Source organism: Specibacter sp. NPDC078709, from assembly GCF_040686795.1.
Classification (GTDB): domain Bacteria; phylum Actinomycetota; class Actinomycetes; order Actinomycetales; family Micrococcaceae; genus Specibacter.
This window is the reverse complement of the sequence record NZ_JBFBLU010000004.1, coordinates 42,088-61,417: the sequence shown is the minus strand read 5'-3', so window position 1 is coordinate 61,417 and position 19,330 is coordinate 42,088. Positions and strand designations below refer to the sequence as shown.

The window sequence follows — 19,330 nt, the reverse complement described above, 5'->3', positions numbered from 1 at the left end:
GGCTCATGCACCGAACTGCAAAGAACGCCCTTGGGAAGATTCCCAGGGGCGTTCTTTGATTAATGGCTTCTTTGATTAATGGCTTCGGGCTCATGGGCTCGAGCAGGTCTCTGCACCAACTTCTGCTGCGGCTTGCCCGTACAGCTACCCACGTCACCGGCCAGGAACGGCTTAAGTACTGTGTTCTGAGGTACGCGGCAGAAGCATAGTGTTTAGAAGATTGGCGTTACTTGTTGCGGCCGGTCAGCTTGTTCCAACGGGCGCTCAAGCCCCACTTGGTGACATTGACCATGGCTTCTTGAACAATGTTGCCGCTCATCTTGGAGGCGCCGAATTCGCGTTCCACGAACGTGATGGGAACTTCCACCACTTTCATGCCCTTTTGGCAGACGCGCCACAACATGTCGACCTGGAAGCCGTAGCCCACAGATTCAACCGCGCTGAAGTCCAACGCCTCAAGGGTGGTGCGGCGGAAAGCCCGATAGCCACCGGTGACGTCGCGGATGGAGATCCCCAAGATGACCCTTGAGTAGAGGCTGCCACAGGTGGAGATCAGTTTGCGGTGCAGCGGCCAGTTGACTACTTTGCCGCCGGGAACCCAACGTGAACCCAGCACCAAGTCTGCGCCTTGATCAATGGCATCCAACAACAACGGCAGCTGCTCGGGCTGGTGGGAGCCGTCGGCGTCCATCTCCACGAGCACGTCATACCCTTCGGCCAGGCCCCACGTGAAGCCAGCCAGATAAGCGGCACCGAGCCCTTCTTTACCGGCGCGGTGGAGGACATGAACCTGGGAGTCGTTGGCTGCGAACTCATCGGCCCACTGGCCAGTGCCATCGGGGCTGTTATCGTCAGCAACCAGCACGTCCGAATGCGGCACAGCAGCCCGCAGACGGGCCAGCGTCTTGGGCAACGACTCGATCTCGTTGTATGTGGGAATGATCGTCAGGACACGCAACAATTGGTGCCTTTCCGTAAAGATAGTCAAGGTGGAGGACGCTACCAACACTTCCGCCCGGGCCGGCACTGGAATTCTCCTCACAGTGACCCGGCAGATAGCGCCAAGAATCCATTATAGGCGAGGGCGCGGAGCAAAAGATAAGCCCACACGCCTTCGGACCAAAGCCGATCTGCGCAAAGGCGCAGAACAGCTCTGTTTTCTACTGGCGCGTGAGCTTATCTCCAAAGTGTCGGCGGAGGTGTAAGACATCCATACCGACCGGAAGCCTCCCAGAGGAGGTTCTCCACTCCCCTAAAACTAATTGCCTCCGGCAGGACTGTCAACATGGCCCTGACCTGCGCTGATGCCTATCAGTGCAGGTCAGAACAGTGAAGGCGAGGACAATCTTTTTCCTGTTAGGCAGCATCCTTACAACCCTGCCAGCGCGGATGAGCGCTCAACAAGACGCACAACAAGAACAGAGCTTAAGGCGTGGGATCCGCCACATCGAAGTCAGCGGCAGCATACAGTTCCCGTCCTTGGTGGACCGTCTGGAGACAACGCGGGTCACTGCCAGTGTCCAGGGCTGGAAGCAACGGAGTACGCGCCCGCGGATCCGTGGACCACGACTGCACGCGCTCATCGGCCACCTGGACCATGAGCTGCTCCACATCCCAAATGGCGAAGCTTGCCGGCGCACCCGGGCCCAGCTGGCCCATGAACGGGTTCTCGGTCTTTGCTGCTCGCCAGCCAGCGCGGGTGTGCCCAATAAAGGCAGCCCGTGCTGAGACCCTCGCAGCGGGGTTGTGGTGGTTCAGTGCAGCCCTAACGCTGGCCCAAGGGTTCAGGGGCGTCACCGGAGTATCTGAGCCAAAGCAGAGCGGAACACCGGCCGCATAGAACCGACCCAAGGGATTCAGATCGCTGGCGCGCTCAGCTCCCAAGCGGCGCGCATACATACCCTCAGCACCTCCCCACTGTGCATCGAAGGCAGGCTGAACAGAAACCGTCACGGAGTACTTCGCAAGGGCGTCCATGGCTGCGGCGTCGACCATTTCTGCATGTTCGAGACGGTGCCCGGCGGCTCTGATCTGATCGACGCCTACCCGCTGGGCAGCACGCTCGAGGCCTTGCACGGCGATCTCCATGGCTCCGTCGCCAATCACATGGAAGCCCCCGGTCAGCCCCAGCTCTGAGGTGGCAGCAAAGTGGTCGGCCACCTGCTCTACCGTGAGGTGGGCTGTGCCGTAGTTTTCAGGGGCGTCGGCGTAGGGTTGGCGCAGCAAGGCCGAGCGTGAGCCCAGGGAGCCATCAATGTTGATGTCGCCAGCAAGGCCTAAAACAGCGACGCCGAGACTTGCCATCACTGCACGGGCCTCATCGGCGCTGGAAACCAACTGCCCCCAGTAAGGCAGCACTTCAGGAAGCGCCTCGGTGGCGTCGCTGGCACCCAGCGCCACGAGAGCTGCCAGGTCTGCGGGTGAACCCACATGAGGGGCAGCCATCTCGGCCAAGGCCACATAACCGTTCGCGGCCGCGTGCCGAAGCGCATTACGCTGAACGGACTCACGACGCTCTGGCGTGAGATTACGGGCCGCATCACGTGCGGCAATATGGGCAGCGCCGCTGACCAAGCCGTCACCGTCCCAACCAGCCAAGCCGGCCAGCGAGCACCGCTGGGCTAGAGTGGCGGAAACGAGCCCGGAGTGCACATCTACGCGGGCCAGATAAACCTCTCCCCCGCCCGTGGCGTTATCCAGCTCGACTGCACTGGGCAAGCGTGTGTCTTGCCACAGTGAGTTATCCCAGCCATGACCCAGCAGCACTCCGGCATTCGCGGCTCCGTCAGTCGCGGACGCCGATGCTGCGGCGACCAACTCCAGGACCTCTCTGGCAGAACCGGCCCCGGAAAGATCCACTGAGTTCATCGCCAAACCGGTCTCGGTGATGTGCGTGTGTGAATCAACGAACCCCGGTGTTACCAAAGCCCCTGCCAAGTTCACTTCCCGCATACGCGAATCCAGCAGCGAAGTGGCAGCGTGTTCGGAGCCCACCCAAGCCACCACGTCGCCATCTACCAGCATGGCCGTGGCCAGCGGGTCTACAGAGCTGTATACCGAACCGTTGCGGTACAGGGTTAAAGACATGGCTTTATGGTCCTTTCACAATGTCCAACCTGGACAAAATTCAATAAAAATAATCCAACAAAAATCGTGACGCTTCGGGCCTCGGCATTTCGGCACGGTGACCCTCGGATCGGAGGTGGACGCCCTGCGCAACCTGTGCACCTGTGCAACGGAGTCCCCGTGTCTACTACTTCTAGTTCTCCACCGTCGTATACGCCACCACGCCGCGGCGTAGCAGTTCAACAGCTTTCCGGCAGGTTCCGGAAAAACCGGGCTGCACATTTGGGACCTGGGAGAGCTGGCCCAAAAGGTCGATCACTTGCTTGGTCCAGCGCACAAAGTCACCCGCCGCCAGGTCGGTGCTGTTCAGGGCATCGTGCAGACTCCGCCCCTTGGCCCATTTGTACATGGCCCACACCAACCCCATCTCGGGCTCGCTGGTCAGCGGCAGCTTGTGCGATTCCTCAGCGTCCTGCAGCGCAGACCACAACACCACTACGTCTTCGGCTGCCTGTTCCAGACTGACGCTGGGCATGCGCGGGCGGGTGCCCTCGGCGTCGCGCTTGGATTGGTAGACCAGCGTGGTCACAAACGCCGCAAGTTCCGGCGCATCGAGATCGTTAAAGGCACCCTTGCGCAGTGCCAGAGCAATGAGCAGGTCCTTCTCACCGTACACGCGTCGCAAGCGTTGGCCGTCCTCGCTAGGCACCAGATTCCCGGAAGGATCAGCCACCACGAACCCATAACTGGCCAGCAGATCAATCACCCGGTCAAAGGTTCGGGCGATGGTGTTGGTGCGGGCCTGGATGGCACGGACTATGCCATCTGTTTCCTTCCGCAGTTTCCACCAGCGCTCGGACCAACGCGCATGATCCTCACGCTCGCTACAGCCGTGGCACGGGTGGGCGCGCAGGTTTCGGCGCAGCGTGGCGATCGCCTCGTCGTCGGCCGCGGCAGATCCAGCAAATGAGAAGGCAGCTGAGCGGTGTGGACGCTGCGCTGCGGGCTCGGCCAGCTTGGCCTCGACAGCGGCCAACAGGTTGCGTTTGTCCTTGGGCACTTTGGGATTGAACCCCTTGGCGACACGTACTTGGCCCACCGGCTCCACGGGCCCGTCGAGATCCTGCACGTTCAGGCGCCGGTACTCCTTATCCATACCCAATACACCCGGCCGCGGTACGCGCGCTTTGCTGTCTTCATCAAGTACGACGGCGTAGCCCGGGTTGCGCCCGCCGCTCACCATGATCACGTCCCCAGCGCGCAGATTCGACATGGATTGGGCTACGGCGTCACGGCGCTGCTTGGCTTTGGACTTGGACGCGCCGGACTCGTGATCCGAGAGTTCCCGGCGCAGTTTGGCGTACTCGTTGAAGTCCCCCAAATGGCAGGTCATGGACTTTTCGTACCCCGACAGTGATTCCTCGCGGGAACGGACTTGGCGTGCCAGATCAACCACTGAACGGTCGGCCTGGAACTGGGCAAAGGAGGATTCCAAAATGGAGCGCGTACGGACCCGGCCAAATTGGGCGATGAGGTTGATGCTCATGTTGTAGGTGGGGCGGAAGCTCGAGTTCAGCGGGTAGGTGCGCTTGGAAGCCAAGCCGCCCACAGCGGCCGGGTCTGTCCCAGGCTGCCACAGCACTACGGCGTGACCTTCAACGTCGATGCCACGCCGCCCAGCACGGCCCGTCAACTGGGTGTACTCCCCCGCGGTGATGCCCACATGAGCCTCGCCGTTGTATTTCTCAAGTTTTTCCAGCACCACGGTGCGGGCTGGCATATTGATGCCCAGGGCCAGCGTTTCAGTGGCGAAGACGGCGCGGACCAGTCCGTCCACAAACAGATCTTCCACCACTTCCTTGAAACTGGGCAGCATCCCTGCGTGGTGGGCGGCGAGTCCTCGCAGGAGACCGTCACGCCAGCCCCAAAAACCCAGGACCTCCCTATCCGAGTCGGGAAGTTCCGCGCAGGCTGTGTCCACACGGCGCGCAATCTCGACTTGTTCCTCAGCTGTGGTCAGCCAGAGCCCGGCGGCCGAACATTGTTGTACGGCGGCGTCGCAGGCGGCACGGGAAAAGATAAAGGTGATGGCAGGTAACAGGTTCTTGCTCTCCAGCGCCCTGATGACTTGCGGGCGGGAGGCGGCGCGGGCCCACCCCTGAGGGCTGCCCTGGGAACCTCCGTTGCGGGTGCCGTGATCCTGCCGGGAAGCGTCCTGGTAGCCGCGGCCGCGAGATCCGCCGCCACCTCTACGGCCGTGGCTTGAGCCCCTTCCGGTGCTGACGGATTCGCTGCGGGCAAGTTTGAGTAGTTCAGCGTTGATTTTGGGGGTTTTGGCCGTACTGACGGCCCGGCGTTCTTGGGTTCCGGGGCCCACCGTTTCGGGGGCAATTTCATCAAACGCTACGTTCTCGGCGAAGAGGTCCACCAAGTCCTTGCGGACCATGATGTGCTGCCATAGCGGCACCGGGCGGTGCTCGGAGACCACCACGGCGGTGTCGCCCCGGACGCTACCTAGCCAGGCACCAAATTCTTCTGCGTTGGAGACGGTTGCACTCAGTGAAATGACGGAGACTTCACTGGGAAGATGGATGATCACTTCTTCCCACACAGCCCCACGGAAGCGGTCGGCCAAGTAGTGGACCTCATCCATGACCACGTAGGCCAGACCGGTCAGTGTGTGGGAGTCGGCGTACAGCATGTTCCGGAGTACCTCGGTGGTCATGACCACCACGGGCGCTTCGGAATTGATGCTGGTATCCCCGGTTAGCAGGCCTACGTTTTCTGCGCCATATTTGGCACAAAATTCCTGGAACTTTTGATTGCTCAGGGCCTTGATGGGGGTGGTGTAGAACGCCTTGTTCCCACGTTGCAGAGCTAGATAAACAGCGAACTCGCCTACGATGGTTTTCCCGGCGCCGGTAGGTGCAGCAACTAAAACACCGCGACCGGCCTGAACGGCGCGGCACGCGGTGTTTTGAAACTCGTCAAGGTCAAAATTCAGGCCCGCTTTGAAGTCCCCAAGATCGGATCTGTCATCTTGAACCCGCAGCTTCGCTGCCAAGAATCGTTCGGAAGGACTTAGCATGTCTGATGTGGGCATAGTACAAGCCTACGTCAGCCAGACTGGCTCAAAGCTCAGAGTAATTCCAGATCAGTTGAGGGTGTAGCAACATCCGCGTTGGCTTCAGATTCGACCACCTTTTTGGCTTCCTTGCGGTCCCTACGTTTGTCATTGAGCATGCACAACCCAATGGCACCGAAGTACAGCACCAGCAGGGGTGCAGCCAAGAAGAACATGCTCATGACGTCCGAGCCAGGTGCGGCCATGGCCGAAACAATGGTGACGCCCAAAATGGTGAAACGCCAAGCCTTCAGGTAGGTCTTTCCCCGCACCATGCCAATGGCGTTGAGCGCAAAGAGCAATACCGGCACCAAGAAGGCTACGCCCATGAAGAGCATCAGCTGCAGGGCAAACTGCAGGTAATCGATCGCCTTCATCAAGTTGGCACTCTCGGTATTCGCCGGAGTGAAAGACGTCAACGCCTTGACAATGTTTGGCCAGATAGTCCAGCCAGCAAAGATCCCGGCCAAAAACAGTGGCACCGAGGCGAACATATAGGACAGCGTGTACCGGCGTTCCTTTTTCGTCAGACCGGGAGTGATAAACGCCCAGAGCTGATAAATCCATACCGGTGAGGCAATGATCAAGCCAAGGATCAGCGAGATCTGAATCTTCAAGTCAAAGGACGTTGTCACGCCCTCGAAGTTCAGCGAGGCAACAATGTTTCGGCTCTCACTGATGTCGCGTAGTGGCTGGGTAATGGCGTACATCAGCGGATCGTAGAGGATCCAGCCGAGGACCACACCCGGGATCATGGCCAAGGCGCTCTTGAAGAGGCGATTGCGCGCCTCAATCAAGTGTGCCTTGAGCGGCATCCGGCCTTCAGGGTTGGCCTTACGGCCCTTTGTGGCACCCACCGGCTTGGCGACGGTTTCTATGACTGAGCGCCGGTACCGGTTCCGGTACCGTCGCCCGTGGCGTTGCCCTGTGCCGGATTGTTAACGATCTTGCCCTCAAACGGGGCTTCAGGCTCAGGGGAAGCGGTGGGAGCAGGAGCTGCCTTCTCGTCCTTGCCGTCGTTCTTCATTTCCTTGACCTCGGACTTGATAATCCGCATGGACTGACCCAGGCTGCGAGCCATGCCCGGCAGCTTGGGGGCTGCGAAGAGCAGAAGTACAACAATGATAATGATGGTGATAGCCCAGGGGCTCTCAAAAAGTCTTCCCACGGTAAAGCCTTTCCTTTTGGTTCATCCTACGTCTTGTAATGCTTCGATGTCGCGCAAGGATTGGAGCTGTCCGCGTTCTTTCCTGCGGGCGACGCGCCGTTGGAGTCGGGCGAAACGCCGTTCTTCTTTGGCAGCTAGGTAATCATGCTTCATTTCTTCAGGGGTTGCAAAAACCGCAGCGCCCGGAACTACATTACGCGGTTCTGTGATGTGTTGCACTTTGGCGCGTTCTAGGCTTGTGTCCCAATAAGTGCTGCGCTCAGCCGAGATCCCGCTGACGGTGCGCATCACCGCCATGGCGCCGCGCCACAGCTTGAAACCCAAAAAGAGAACGAAAAGCAGGGACAGGGCTGTAAGCGCTATCCAAATGAGAATCCAAGACCACCAAGGCATGTGATGAGTCTATCGGCCCACGCTGGGAATAGCCCGGACTGTTTCGCCGTCAGCGTCATAGCTGGTGGCCGATTCGCTCAGCCAGGCTGCTACCTGTTGGCGGACCGGTTCCGGGCCAGCAACGCGAGCGTGACCCCCTAGCCGCGCCATGAGCGGGGCCAGAGTGGAGGTGTCCCCCACCAGTAGCTGCAGACCCACCATGCCGCCGCCGAGGTCGAAGAGCTGGGCATTGTAGGCTGGTGCCAGCCTTCTGGCAGTGGTGGAATCGGCGATCAGCTGGACTTGTTGATCGCCGCTGCCTGGACTGTAAATGCTGCCGCCGGGCTGCCAGTCGACCGAGGTGGCTGGCACATGGGCTTGGGTGCCGGCGTCGCTCATTTCTTGGATGCGGTCCACCCGGAAACTGCGCAGCCCCTCCACTTTGCGGCACCAAGCACGCAGATACCAGGTTGCATCCAGAGAAAAGAGCCGCAACGGTTCCACGATGCGTTCACTGACCTCGTCCCGGTGGCGCACAAGGTAGGTGATGGAGCATGCGCGGCCTTGTTGGATGATGTTCTGTAGGGCGGCAACATTGTCCATTTCTTTGCCGGAGACCAGGTGAAGTCCGACGGCGTCAGCTAGCCAGGCGTCCTTGCCAGCCACCGCGGTGAGTGAGGCAATGGCTTGTTCGAGAGCGCGCGCCCGGCCGGGTGCCGGGATGGTGGACAGGGCCTGTAGGCCGATCAATACGGAGCAGGCTTCCTCTTGGGTGAGGCGCAGGGGGCTGGCCAGTGTTTCTGCATCCCTGATAAAGACTTGGCCGGATTCGGTGGAGACATCCATAAGATCTCCCGGGAAATACCCGGGCAGTCCGGTCAGGCTCAGCGTGTCCCGATCCTTCTCCCACTGTTTGGCGCTGATACCGAACTCAGCCATGACCTCGGACTCTTCCACTCCCGGGTTCGTCACCAGGTACGGCACCATGGATAAGAGCCGGACCAGCCGTTCACGAGAATCTGGCTTGCGTGAGTTGGCCGGGGCCATTGGCTTGGACCAGTTCAGAGTTTGGGGCTCCTGCTCAGCCGCAGCGGCGGCCCTGTGCAACCGCCCGGCCACGGCGTCTTTTAGTTCGGCAGGAGCCACAACGAACGCCTGGGCACCCATGGCAGCAACGTCGTCGGCCATGAGTTCAGGCGAACGGTAGGTGGTAGTCAGTACCTCCCAGCCCTCCCTGCTCCAAAGAAGATCGTCCAAGCCATCATCGGCGGCTTGTGCTTCTGGGGCTCGTGTCTGTGACGTTTGTAACGCTGCGGCTTGGCCCATTGCCTCGGTGCGCAGCCAGTGGGCCGAGCCTTCCGGAACGCCGATGTGTGCGCTGAGTTCGGTCCCCGTGCCCAGTCGACTCAGGACAGTACCGATCTGGAAATTTGCCGGTGGCTCAAAGCGCTCCTTGCCGTGCACCAACACCTCGGAAGTGATGCGTGAGAGGCGAAAATTGCGTTCTGCATTCTTCTCCAGGTCGTACGCAGCCAAATACCATTGGCCGTACTTGCTTCCCAGCCCCCACGGCTGGACGGTGCGAGGGGTGGCCTGGGCGGTGGCGGACTTACGGTAGTCGAACGTGACCGGGTGATGGTTGCGCAGAGCATCCCAGAGCGCCTCGAAGGCCGGCTCAGCCGTACGGATCCGTGACTGTGAAGTGGTGTCGTCCTCGTACCAGCCGGTGCCGGTACGAGCCGCAATTTTGCGCAATGCCGATTGGGCCGGTGCCCCGAGTGAAGCTCCCGCCCACAGGTTGGCTGCGATGGCCAGCAGCGTCATGGCTGACTCGTCGAGACGGATTTCAGGGACACGATAGTCCTCCGGGCGGATGCGGTACAGCACCTGTTCCTGAGCATCGTTTCCGGCAACCTCGGATTGCTTCAAGGGAATGCCGAGTTCCAAAAGGATCTTCTTGTCGCGTTCGAACATACGCTCAAACGAGACCTGGGCCTTCTCGTCATCACCGGCAGCATCGCTGGCATAGCCGTTGATGTTGTTGCGGATATGGCTCTTGCTGTATCCGCGCCGGGTACCCAGAAGGGCGATCACCAGGTTCAGCAGACGTTCTGTGGCATCAATTTTTGTGGACACCTTGTCAGCGTACTAGGTGGTGTAGCGCTTTCAGGGCATGACTGCGTCCACGTTACGACGAAAAATGCCGCCGCTTGACGTAAATGCCACGGTCTGAACTATGGCAGATGCGTCAAACGACGGCATTTTTGTGAAACGGGAGCTTAGCGAACGGCTACCAGGTCAACCACGAAGATCAGTGCTTCGTTCGGGCCAATGGCTCCGCCGGCACCGCGTGAGCCGTAAGCCAGCTCCGAGGGGATCTCCAAACGACGACGGCCACCGACCTTCATGCCTAGGAGGCCCTGGTCCCAGCCCTGGATGACCTGACCAATGCCAGCCTTGAAGTCCAGCGGTGCGCCGCGGCCCCAGGAAGAATCGAATTCCTCACCGGTGGAGAAGGCGACTCCGACGTAGTGGGTTGAGACGGTGCTGCCGCGCACAACTTCGGTGCCGGTGCCCTCGATCAAGTCCTCAATCACCAGTTCGGTGGGGACTTCGTGGGCCGGGAAATCGATTTCCGGTTTGGTGCGGTCTAGCTTGCGGTCTCCGAAAGACATAATGCTCCTTGGGGTTGGTTTGGGGTTGTTGGTGTTACTTGATACCTAGGATATCAACGACGAAGACCAGATCGCCCTTGGCGTCGCCCTGGCCAGCTGCACCGTAGGCCAAGTCCGCGGGAATCTGCAGTAGAACACGTGAGCCCACGGTCTTGCCTGCGAGGCCTTGGGTCCAGCCCTTAATGACTTGTTGCAAAGAAAACTCTGCGACCTGGCCACTGTCGAAGCTGGAATCAAATTTTGCCCCGCCAACAAGGTTCACACCGACGTAGTTGGCAACAATGCTGTCTGTGGCCTTTACGACAGCGCCCTTACCCTTGATCAGATCCTGGGCAATGAGTTCCTTGGAAGCCTTGGCATCACCAATGGTGATCTGAGGGATTCCCTTGTCATCGTCTTTGACAGTGGGAAGACCTGCTGGCGGTGTCACCGACTCGCCTTCAGGGGCCGACAATGGCGCAACTACGGGCGGCACATCCGCAGCGGACTTTACCTGGAACACGCTCAAGCTGGCAGCTTGTGCAGCCTGTGCCGGAGTTTCGGTGCTGCCTTGGGTCGCTGCGCTACCTGCAAGTCCGTAGGCAATGTAGGAACCCACTTTGGCGCTGGAAAAAATGGAGTACACCAAGGGGAACTGGTCCCTGAAGGAATCATTGAGAACGATCGTTCCACCGGCGTCCTTGGTGAAGGACTCGTCAAGAACCTCGCCGGTCTCAGCGTTGAGTGCCACTGCAAGGAACTCAACAGCCTGCCCGGCCTTCACCTGCGCTCCGGTGCCCGGGGTCATGAGGCGCATGGACTCATCCGTGATGGCCAGTGGCTTGTCAAAGGTGACCGCGGGGGCCTTTCCTTCGCCCTGATCCTCAGCCTTGACCGAAGCAAGTACCTCAGCGTGAGAGGGCGGGACCGAGACGGTAGAACTGGCCGAAGCATCCGGAGTTGCTTGGGAACAGGCTGTCACAAGAAGCAGGAGAGGAAGAAGCAGTGCAAGAAGTCGACGCACAGATACACTTTCGATGGCTGGATTAAACAGGTCAGGTGCCGTGGCGAAGAATTGCAGCCACGGTGAAGCTCTAAGATTTTCGGGCCGGTGTGCAATCACGCGAGTCAATCCTGTGTTCGTAAAACACGGCGTTCGTGAAACACGGCCAAACCTAGTTTATCGGGTAAAGCTGAATGAACGCTGTCCGTTGAGTGGCTATTGGCTTTGCAAGGACGCAATCAGTTCATCAACACGCTCATCAACGCTCTTGAACGGGTCCTTGCACAGGATGGTCTGGTGGGATCTGTCATTGAGTTTTAGATGCACCCAGTCAACGGTGTAATCACGCCCAGATTTCCGGGCGGCGTTGACAAATTGCCCACGCAGGTGCGCCCGAGTGGTGCTCGGGGCTATGTCGACGGCCTCTGCAATCTCGGCGCCGCTCATCAATTTCGCTGCCGCCCCCCGACGTTCGAGCATGTTGAAGAGCCCGCGTTGCGGGTCAATGTCGTGATAGCGCAGGTCCAGCTGACCCACTTGTGCCGATCCCCACGGCAGGTTATGCCTGTCTGCGTAGGAGCCTAGGAGCTTGGCTTTGATGGCCCAGTCAATCTCCGTGTCAATGCTCGAGTAGTTCTGGGATTCAATGGCGTCAAGGGTCCGTTCCCACAAGTCGAGAATGCGTGGAACCAAGTTGTTGTGGGCGCCGTGGGAGCGCACAAATCCACTAACTTTTTCTAGATAGTGCCGCTGTATATCCAACGCAGTCATGGTCCGGCCGTCGGCCATCTTCAACGGGTGGGATCCGGTGAGATCGTGGGAGATTTCGCGGATGCTGCGAATAGGGTTCTCAAGGCGCATGTCGGTCATGATGGTGCCGGCCTCCACCATACGCAGAATGAGATCCATGCTTCCCATCTTCAACATACTGGTGGTCTCGGACATGTTCGAATCCCCCACAATGACGTGCAGGCGGCGATACAGTTCCGCATCGGCATGCGGCTCGTCCCTGGTGTTGATGATGGGGCGGGATCGGGTGGTGGCCGAGGACACGCCCTCCCAAATATGGTCGGCACGTTGAGAGAAAGCGAACTTACCACCCTGATGGGCAGGCAGCACCCTGCCGGCGCCGGCAATCAGCTGCCGTGTCACCAGGAACGGAATGAGGATGTCCGCTAGGCGGTTGAATTCCCCTCGTCGTGTTATCAGGTAGTTCTCGTGGCTACCGTAGGAATTTCCAGCGGAATCCACATTGTTCTTGAACAAGAAGATCTTCCCGGCATATCCGTCCTGTGCCAGCTTGATCTGGGCCTCCTGCACCAAATCGTGCAGAATCAACTCACCGGCCCGGTCCTGGGCGATCAACTGGGCGATGCCATCACACTCTGCCGTCGCATACTCGGGGTGAGACCCTACGTCTAGGTACAGGCGGGAGCCGTTGGGCAAGAAGACGTTGGAGGAACGGCCCCAGCTGACCACCTTGCGAAAGAGGTACCGAGCCACTTCTTCCGGGGACAAGGGCCGGGACCCGGGCGCTGAATAGGTAACGCCAAATTCGGTTTCGATGCCAAATATCCGCCGGTCCACCGGTCAGGTCTCCTTTATATTGATGTGTTCACATAGCTGAGTAATGTTTTGAGGCGAGGACAACTAGCCGCTGGCCAGGTGAGCTGCGAGTTCGGTGTCCTCTAGGCGCCGGAAAGCGCGATGGGATCCACGGACCCGGGAGGCATGGCGCTCCAGTACGGCAACTTCCAAAGTCGCGGCCTCGAGTGGTAAAAATACCGGGGCGTCGGTGGGCCCACTAGTACTGGCAGCATTGGCAGCATTGGCAGCACCGGTGTCGCTGGTGGCTCTGCGGGGAAACTCCAGCGCACCAACCGCCCAGCGCAGTGCGGACGCCAAATCAGCCCCGGGCTGCCACAGCTTTTCCAGAGCTGACTGCACCGTATCCGCTTGACCGCCCATGGCCAAGAATCCGGTTTCATCGGCAATGGAACCGTCAAAGTTCAGGCGGAAGATATGATCCTCTGATTCGCTCTCACCCACCTCGGCCACGGCCAGCTCAACTTCGAACGGCTTTTGTTCGGCGGTAAAGACTGTGCCCAAACTTTGGGCGTACACACTGGCCAGGCCTCGAGCTGTCACATCAACCCGGTCATAGGAGTAACCGCGTACATCGGCGTAGCGGATACCAGCTTGGCGCAGGCTCTCAAATTCGTTGTATTTCCCCACCGCGGCAAAGGCGATGCGATCATAAATCTCGCCAATTTTATGCAGGGTGGCCGAAGGGTTCTCAGCCACGAGCGCCATGCCGTCCCGGTAACTGAGCACCACCACGGACCTGCCACGGGCAATGCCCTTGCGAGCAAAATCAGCCCTGTCCTTCATGACTTGTTCCGGTGACACGTAAAATTGTTGGCTCATCTCAGGCCTCCCGGCGTTCGGCGGTTCGGCGCGTCAAGATCTTGCTAACAACGGCAGCCAACGCTTCTTGCGGTACCCGCGCTGCGCCGTCGCGCGTCACCGCATAGACCACGGGCCACAACTGCCTGATCAGATCAGGGCCGCCGGTGGCGGAATCGTCGTCGGCGGCATCGATGAGCGCTTCCACGGCTACGGCTACCGCGTCATCTCCGGAGAGCTCCGGATGCCACAGCTTTTTCAGGGCGCCGCGTGCAAAGACTGATCCCGAACCGACACTGTGGTGTTCGAGTTCTTCATACCGGCCGCCGGTGACGTCGTAGGAGAACAGCCGCCCCGCCGCTTCGCCGCGTTCCATCCCGGCAAACAGGGGCACCACCGAAAGCCCTTGGAGCGCCATCGGGAGGTTTGCACGGACCATGGCCCCGAGCCGGTTGGCCTTGCCCTCGAGACTGAGGCGCGTGCCTTCAATCTTCTCGTAGTGCTCCAGCTCCACCTGGAATAGCCGCACCATGTCAATGGCGATACCTGCGGTCCCGGCGATACCCAGCACCGAATATTTGTCCGCCGGGAAGACTTTTTCAATCCGCCGGCTAGCGATCATCGAACCCATCGTGGCCCGGCGGTCGCCCGCCATGAGCACGCCGCCGCTAAACGTCAACGCCACGATGGTGGTGCCATGCGGGGTGCTAGGCATACCGCCGGCAGGGAGCTCGCGCCCAAACGGCAGGAGCCCTGGATTGCTTCGGCTCACATGATCCAAGAACGACGACGAGGAGCCATCACCTTCTAGTGCCGGAAAGCCAGGGTGCTTGCTGCCATTGTACCCAGTGCCGTCCATGGACCCTACTGACCGCCCTTTTGGACGAAGCCGCGCACGAATTCCTCAGCGTTGACTTCCAATACACCGTCAATCTCATCCAGCAGGTCATCGACACCGGAGGTAGCGGCTTGGGCTGCTGCTGAGTCCGGGGTGGGCGTGGGGGCGGGAAGTTCATCCACGTGCTCTTCCTCGGTGCGCGAGGAGACGTTTTTCTGTTCCTGAGAAGCCATGATGCATCCTTCTTTACTGATTTCCCGGAGCCTTGTTCGGCACCTGCTCCCATACTGCCACGGACCCGCTGACTTTGCGTGCAGTCAGCGGGTCCGTGGTTTAAGTCAGTGGTTTAAGACAGTGCGAATTCAGATTCTGCAGTAATGCCTGCGGTAACAGAGCCTGCGGTATCAGAAGTCGGACGCTTGGATTAAGAAGCAGCCAGGATGCTATCCACCAAGGTGGCCAGTTCTGCGGCGGCTGCCTCATCGGCACCGCCACCCATCTTCACTACCGAGACCAGCAGGCCGCCCTTGAGCGCTTCCACTGTGACGGTGTTGTTGGTGCCGGTGGGCAGTTCTTGGGTGATCAGGGTTCCGTTGTCCTTTTCGGCGGAAGTGTCAACCTTGACCGGCTTCATGGTGGTCTTCACTGACTGACCGGCAGCTTCCATGGTGAACGTGGAGCAGGCTCCTCGGTCGCCGGTGGCACGGTCCATGGTCTCGGCGAGTACCTGAGGCTTGGCGGAGAGGATGGTAACTGCCGTCATTTGTCCGGCGGTCACATCTCCTGCCCAGGTGCCAGCCGCGTAGACGCTGCCCTCAGGCAGTTCTGTGTTGGAGTTAGCGAACGCTTTGCACGCTTCGGGCGTGATGGTGATCGAGTCCATACTGGACTTTGCAAGATCCTGGCCTTTCTTCAAATCTGCGGCCGGAACCAGAGTGATCGGGTTACCGTCGGCATCCTTGAGGCCCTCCAGGATTGCTGTCAGCTCGGCCTCCGTGTATTCCTTGGACGAGGCGGCCTTCGTCTCCTCAGCCTTCGCTGTGGTGGACTCGGCGGCTGCGCTCTGCTCAGTTGAGGCTGCAGGGCTCTGCTCCGATGATGCATCCTGTGTTGCAGCACCGCTGCAAGATGTCAGCGCCAAAATGGCTGCTGCTGCGACCGAGATAAGGACGGACGGACGTGCGTTCTTACGTGCAGTATTCAATGAAAAAGTCATACTATCCCCCATTTGTATAATCGAATGACTAATTATATCTGATTCTCTACCGACGCCTCACCGGACTCCCTGCTAGTGCCCCGCAGCCAAGAGCGTGGTCAGAAAATCCTGCAGCTCGGAGTGGGTATCGAATAGCTCACGGGTCAGCAATTCGGTCCCCCGCAGCGGTTCCTTCGTAGAAACACGTTGCAATCTGCGCAGCTCAGGTACTTCAAAGATGACGGAATCCCAGCTGGCCCCCACCACATGCCGGCCAAAGGCCTGAATGCAGCGGCCACGGAAATAGGCCCGGGTATCGGCTGGCGGCTGCCGCACGGCAGCCGCAATGGACTCATCGGTGACCAGCCGCTCGATGCGCCCGCGCTGGAGCAACTTGTAGTAGAGGCCTTTCTCGGGACGGATATCAGACCATTGCAGGTCTATGAGTCCTAGGCGCGGATCATCCCACGACATCTTGTCCCGAGCCCGGTATTGCTGGAGCAGGTTTAGTTTGGCGACCCATTCCAGTTGTCCGGCCAGACTCATGGGATCGTCCCCCAGCGCTGTCAGCACTTCTTCCCATTTAGCCAAGACCATGCTGGTGTGGCCGTCCCCCGTGTCGGGGTGGCTCGATCCGTTGGCAACGCAGTGGGCTTGCGCTGCCGTCAGGTATTGCCATTGCACATCCAAGGCACTGACCAAGCGGCCATCGATAAGTTGGTGCTTTTCCTTGAGCTCCCAATCGTGGCTAATAGCGCGCAGGGTTGCCACCGAATCCGCAAATTCCAGTTCGGGTGCACTACCGTGTTCAATCATGTCGAGCACAAGCGCCGTGGTGCCGAATTTGAGAAAATTGGAGACTTGGCACAAATTGGCGTCGCCTATGATCACATGCAAGCGCCGGTATTTCTCGGCCGTGGCGTGCGGTTCGTCTCTGGTGTTGATGATGGGCCGGCGAATGGTTGTTTCTAGCCCAACTTCTGCTTCAAAGAAGTCAGCCCGCTGGGTGATTTGGAAGCCGTGGCCCGAACCATCCTGGCCCAGGCCAACACGGCCAGCCCCGCACATGATGGCGCGAGTAACAAAGAACGGCGTCAGCCCGGCCACAATGTCCTTGAACGGGACACTGCGGGGCATCAGATAGTTCTCGTGGCTGCCGTAGGAGACCGACTTGTTGTCAGTGTTGTTCTTGTACAGATTGATGGCAGGTACACCCGGGGTGGCGCCAATCCTGCGTACCGCGGCCAGTGCCACCAGATCCCCGGCCGCGTCCCAGCGCACGGCGTCAAGCGGGTTGGTCACCTCAGGTGAGGAGTATTCCGGGTGGGCATGGTCCACGTAGAGCCGCGCCCCATTGCCCAACACCATGTTCATCATCAGTGGGGTCGAACTCTCACCAACCTCACCGACTTCCCCGCCTTCCAATGCGATTTGGGCGGCCGTCAGCACAGGTTCAGAATCCGTCAGCTGGCTAGGGTCCGCAACGGAGCGTGGCATGGACCAGCCGCGGGCATCCGCCAAGGGGTCCTCGTCGGTGTAGTCCCAGCGGGTTTCCCCACCGGCGGAGGCCCTGTGATTTGTTTCCCTCGAATACGCGTGCACCACCTGGGTGGAGAGCCAGGTGGCGTTGAACTCTTGGGTACCCGGCGCGTGGATCCCGTATTCTGTCTCGGCCCCCATGACCCGGATGGCACTCACAAGTACTGCCCCGTGTTCGGCAGGGTTTCCAACGTCCGTCCCGGAACTTGGCCTTCTTTACTCTGCACGATGGTGCGGATGTAGGTGATCCGTTCCCCCTTCTTACCGGAAATTCGGGCCCAGTCATCGGGGTTGGTGGTATTGGGCATGTCCTCGTGTTCCCGGAACTCATCCACCACCGCACGCAGCATGTGTTCGATCCGAATCCCCTTCTCACCACTGGTCAACAGGTCCTTGATGGCGTATTTCTTGGCCCTATCCACCACGTTTTGAATGACCGCACCGGAGTTGAAGTCCTTGAAATACAGCATCTCGGTATCACCGTTGGCATAGGTCACCTCAAGAAACTCATTGCCCTTGTTCGTGGCATACATGGCCTCAACCGTGCGCTGAATCATGGCGTCAACGGTCTCCTGCAAGCTGCCGTGGTTCGCTGCAACATCATCGGCGTGGAAGGGCAGCTTGGTGGTGACATACTTCGTGAAAATATCTGCAGCTGATTCCGCGTCGGGGCGCTGGATTTTGACCTTGACGTCCAGACGGCCGGGCCTCAGGATGGCGGGGTCAATCATGTCCTCACGGTTGGAGGCACCGATCACAATCACGTTATCGAGACGTTCGACGCCGTCGATCTCGCTCAGTAGCTGCGGCACAATGGTGGTCTCTACGTCCGAGGAAACGCCCGTGCCGCGGGTGCGGAAGAGTGAATCCATCTCGTCAAAGAACACCACCACGGCGCTACCGTCAGAGGCTTTTTCTCGGGCGCGGCTGAAGATCAGACGGATCTGTCGCTCCGTCTCGCCCACATACTTATCCAGCAGTTCCGGGCCCTTGATGTTCAAAAAGTAGCTCTTTTGATCCTTGACCCCGGAGCGTTCGGCGGCTCGCTGAGCCAAAGAGTTCGCCACGGCCTTCGCGATGAGCGTCTTGCCACAGCCGGGAGGGCCGTACAACAGAATGCCCTTGGGCGCCTTGAGCCCGTGCTCACGGTAGAGGTCAGGATGCAGGAAGGGCAATTCAACAGCATCGCGTATTTGTTCAATCTGCGAGGCCAATCCGCCAATATCGGCGTAAGAGATGTCTGGAACTTCCTCCAGGATCAGATTCTCTACCTCTGATCGCGGAATCTTTTCCATGGCGTAGCCGGTGCGTCCGTCCATGGTGAGCGCATCGCCCACCTTGACGACGCCACCCTGCAAAGCGCCGGCAAGCCGGAGCACCCGTTCCTCATCGGCCCGGCCCACCACCATGGCACGGTCCGTTCCGAGCAATTCCTTCACCGTGACGAGCTCACCAACGTCGGGCAGTCCCAACGCGGCGATGACTGTGTAGGCCTCGTTGAGCAGCACCTCTTGCCCCACTGAGAGATCATTCATGCGCAGCAAGGGGCTCAGTGAAACGCGCATTTTACGGCCCGATGCATACACATCCAGGTTTTCTTTCGTTACGGCGGTGCTGGCGCCTGTCGTGGCCGAAGCCCGATTCAGGGACAAAATGGTCCCGAAACTGTAGGGCGGTTCGCCGTCGTTTTCCAGGGCGCTGCGAAGTTTGAGAATCTCCGTCTTGGCTGTTTCCAGCACTGCGACCAGCTTGGAGTTGTTCGCCGTTGCCGATGCCAGCTGACGGTCCAAGTTGCGGGCCTTGTCGCGGAGCACATTGAGCTGGCGTTCGAGCACGGCCTGCTGGCCGGGGCCGATAGAGTAGCTGGCCCCGAGGGAGCCAGGCGCGGGTGTTCCCGTGCCTGGCGTGCTGCCGTCCTCGGGAAGTTCTGGGGTGGAGTGCGTTGAGTCGTTCATGACTTTGTAT

General features: G+C 59.6%; 16 protein-coding genes. All 16 read right to left on the bottom strand.

Annotated features, from left to right (window positions below; all coding sequences use genetic code 11):
• Nucleotides 1-226 precede the first annotated feature (226 nt).
• The gene (locus tag AB0P14_RS08940) at nt 227-958 is read right to left on the bottom strand and encodes a polyprenol monophosphomannose synthase (RefSeq protein WP_363841420.1); all 732 of its coding nucleotides are present in this window, start codon (nt 956-958) and stop codon (nt 227-229) included.
• A 467-nt stretch (nt 959-1,425) separates the two neighbouring features.
• A complete protein-coding gene (locus tag AB0P14_RS08935) occupies nt 1,426-3,087 on the bottom strand; it encodes an amidohydrolase family protein (RefSeq protein WP_363840627.1) in 1,662 nt (553 codons plus the stop codon).
• Between the two features lie 172 nt (nt 3,088-3,259).
• Nucleotides 3,260-6,169 carry a DEAD/DEAH box helicase gene (locus AB0P14_RS08930; RefSeq protein ID WP_363840624.1) on the bottom strand — a complete coding sequence of 970 codons (2,910 nt, stop codon included), beginning with the start codon at nt 6,167-6,169 and terminating at the stop codon, nt 3,260-3,262.
• A gap of 35 nt (nt 6,170-6,204) precedes the next feature.
• Nucleotides 6,205-7,047, bottom strand: coding sequence for a twin-arginine translocase subunit TatC (gene tatC, locus AB0P14_RS08925; protein WP_363840621.1), 843 nt, complete (start codon nt 7,045-7,047; stop codon nt 6,205-6,207).
• A gap of 17 nt (nt 7,048-7,064) precedes the next feature.
• Nucleotides 7,065-7,358 (bottom strand): Sec-independent protein translocase subunit TatA, encoded by a 294-nt coding sequence (gene tatA, locus AB0P14_RS08920; protein ID WP_363840619.1) that lies wholly within the window; start codon nt 7,356-7,358, stop codon nt 7,065-7,067.
• A 21-nt stretch (nt 7,359-7,379) separates the two neighbouring features.
• Nucleotides 7,380-7,751, bottom strand: coding sequence for a hypothetical protein (locus tag AB0P14_RS08915; protein WP_363840616.1), 372 nt, complete (start codon nt 7,749-7,751; stop codon nt 7,380-7,382).
• A gap of 9 nt (nt 7,752-7,760) precedes the next feature.
• Nucleotides 7,761-9,866, bottom strand: a complete 2,106-nt coding sequence (locus tag AB0P14_RS08910; protein ID WP_363840613.1) for a WYL domain-containing protein — start codon at nt 9,864-9,866, stop codon at nt 7,761-7,763.
• A gap of 143 nt (nt 9,867-10,009) precedes the next feature.
• Nucleotides 10,010-10,405: an FKBP-type peptidyl-prolyl cis-trans isomerase gene (locus tag AB0P14_RS08905; protein WP_363840610.1), complete on the bottom strand. Its 396-nt coding sequence runs from the start codon at nt 10,403-10,405 to the stop codon at nt 10,010-10,012.
• A 34-nt stretch (nt 10,406-10,439) separates the two neighbouring features.
• Entirely contained in the window at nt 10,440-11,366 is a 927-nt protein-coding gene (locus AB0P14_RS08900; protein WP_363840607.1) for an FKBP-type peptidyl-prolyl cis-trans isomerase, read from the bottom strand.
• A gap of 237 nt (nt 11,367-11,603) precedes the next feature.
• Nucleotides 11,604-12,974, bottom strand: coding sequence for a Pup--protein ligase (gene pafA, locus AB0P14_RS08895; protein ID WP_363840604.1), 1,371 nt, complete (start codon nt 12,972-12,974; stop codon nt 11,604-11,606).
• A gap of 63 nt (nt 12,975-13,037) precedes the next feature.
• Nucleotides 13,038-13,814: a proteasome subunit alpha gene (gene prcA, locus AB0P14_RS08890; RefSeq protein WP_363840601.1), complete on the bottom strand. Its 777-nt coding sequence runs from the start codon at nt 13,812-13,814 to the stop codon at nt 13,038-13,040.
• 1 nt (nt 13,815) lies between these two features.
• Nucleotides 13,816-14,652 (bottom strand): proteasome subunit beta, encoded by an 837-nt coding sequence (gene prcB, locus AB0P14_RS08885; RefSeq protein ID WP_363840598.1) that lies wholly within the window; start codon nt 14,650-14,652, stop codon nt 13,816-13,818.
• Nucleotides 14,653-14,657: 5 nt separating this feature from the next.
• Complete coding sequence (locus tag AB0P14_RS08880) at nt 14,658-14,864, bottom strand: ubiquitin-like protein Pup (RefSeq protein WP_363840595.1); 207 nt, start codon at nt 14,862-14,864, stop codon at nt 14,658-14,660.
• Nucleotides 14,865-15,055: 191 nt separating this feature from the next.
• Nucleotides 15,056-15,847, bottom strand: a complete 792-nt coding sequence (locus AB0P14_RS08875) for a hypothetical protein (protein ID WP_363840593.1) — start codon at nt 15,845-15,847, stop codon at nt 15,056-15,058.
• Between the two features lie 72 nt (nt 15,848-15,919).
• Nucleotides 15,920-17,506, bottom strand: coding sequence for a depupylase/deamidase Dop (gene dop / locus AB0P14_RS08870; RefSeq protein WP_363840590.1), 1,587 nt, complete (start codon nt 17,504-17,506; stop codon nt 15,920-15,922).
• 14 nt (nt 17,507-17,520) lie between these two features.
• Entirely contained in the window at nt 17,521-19,221 is a 1,701-nt protein-coding gene (arc, locus tag AB0P14_RS08865) for a proteasome ATPase (RefSeq protein ID WP_363841417.1), read from the bottom strand.
• Between the last annotated feature and the right edge of the window lie 109 nt (nt 19,222-19,330).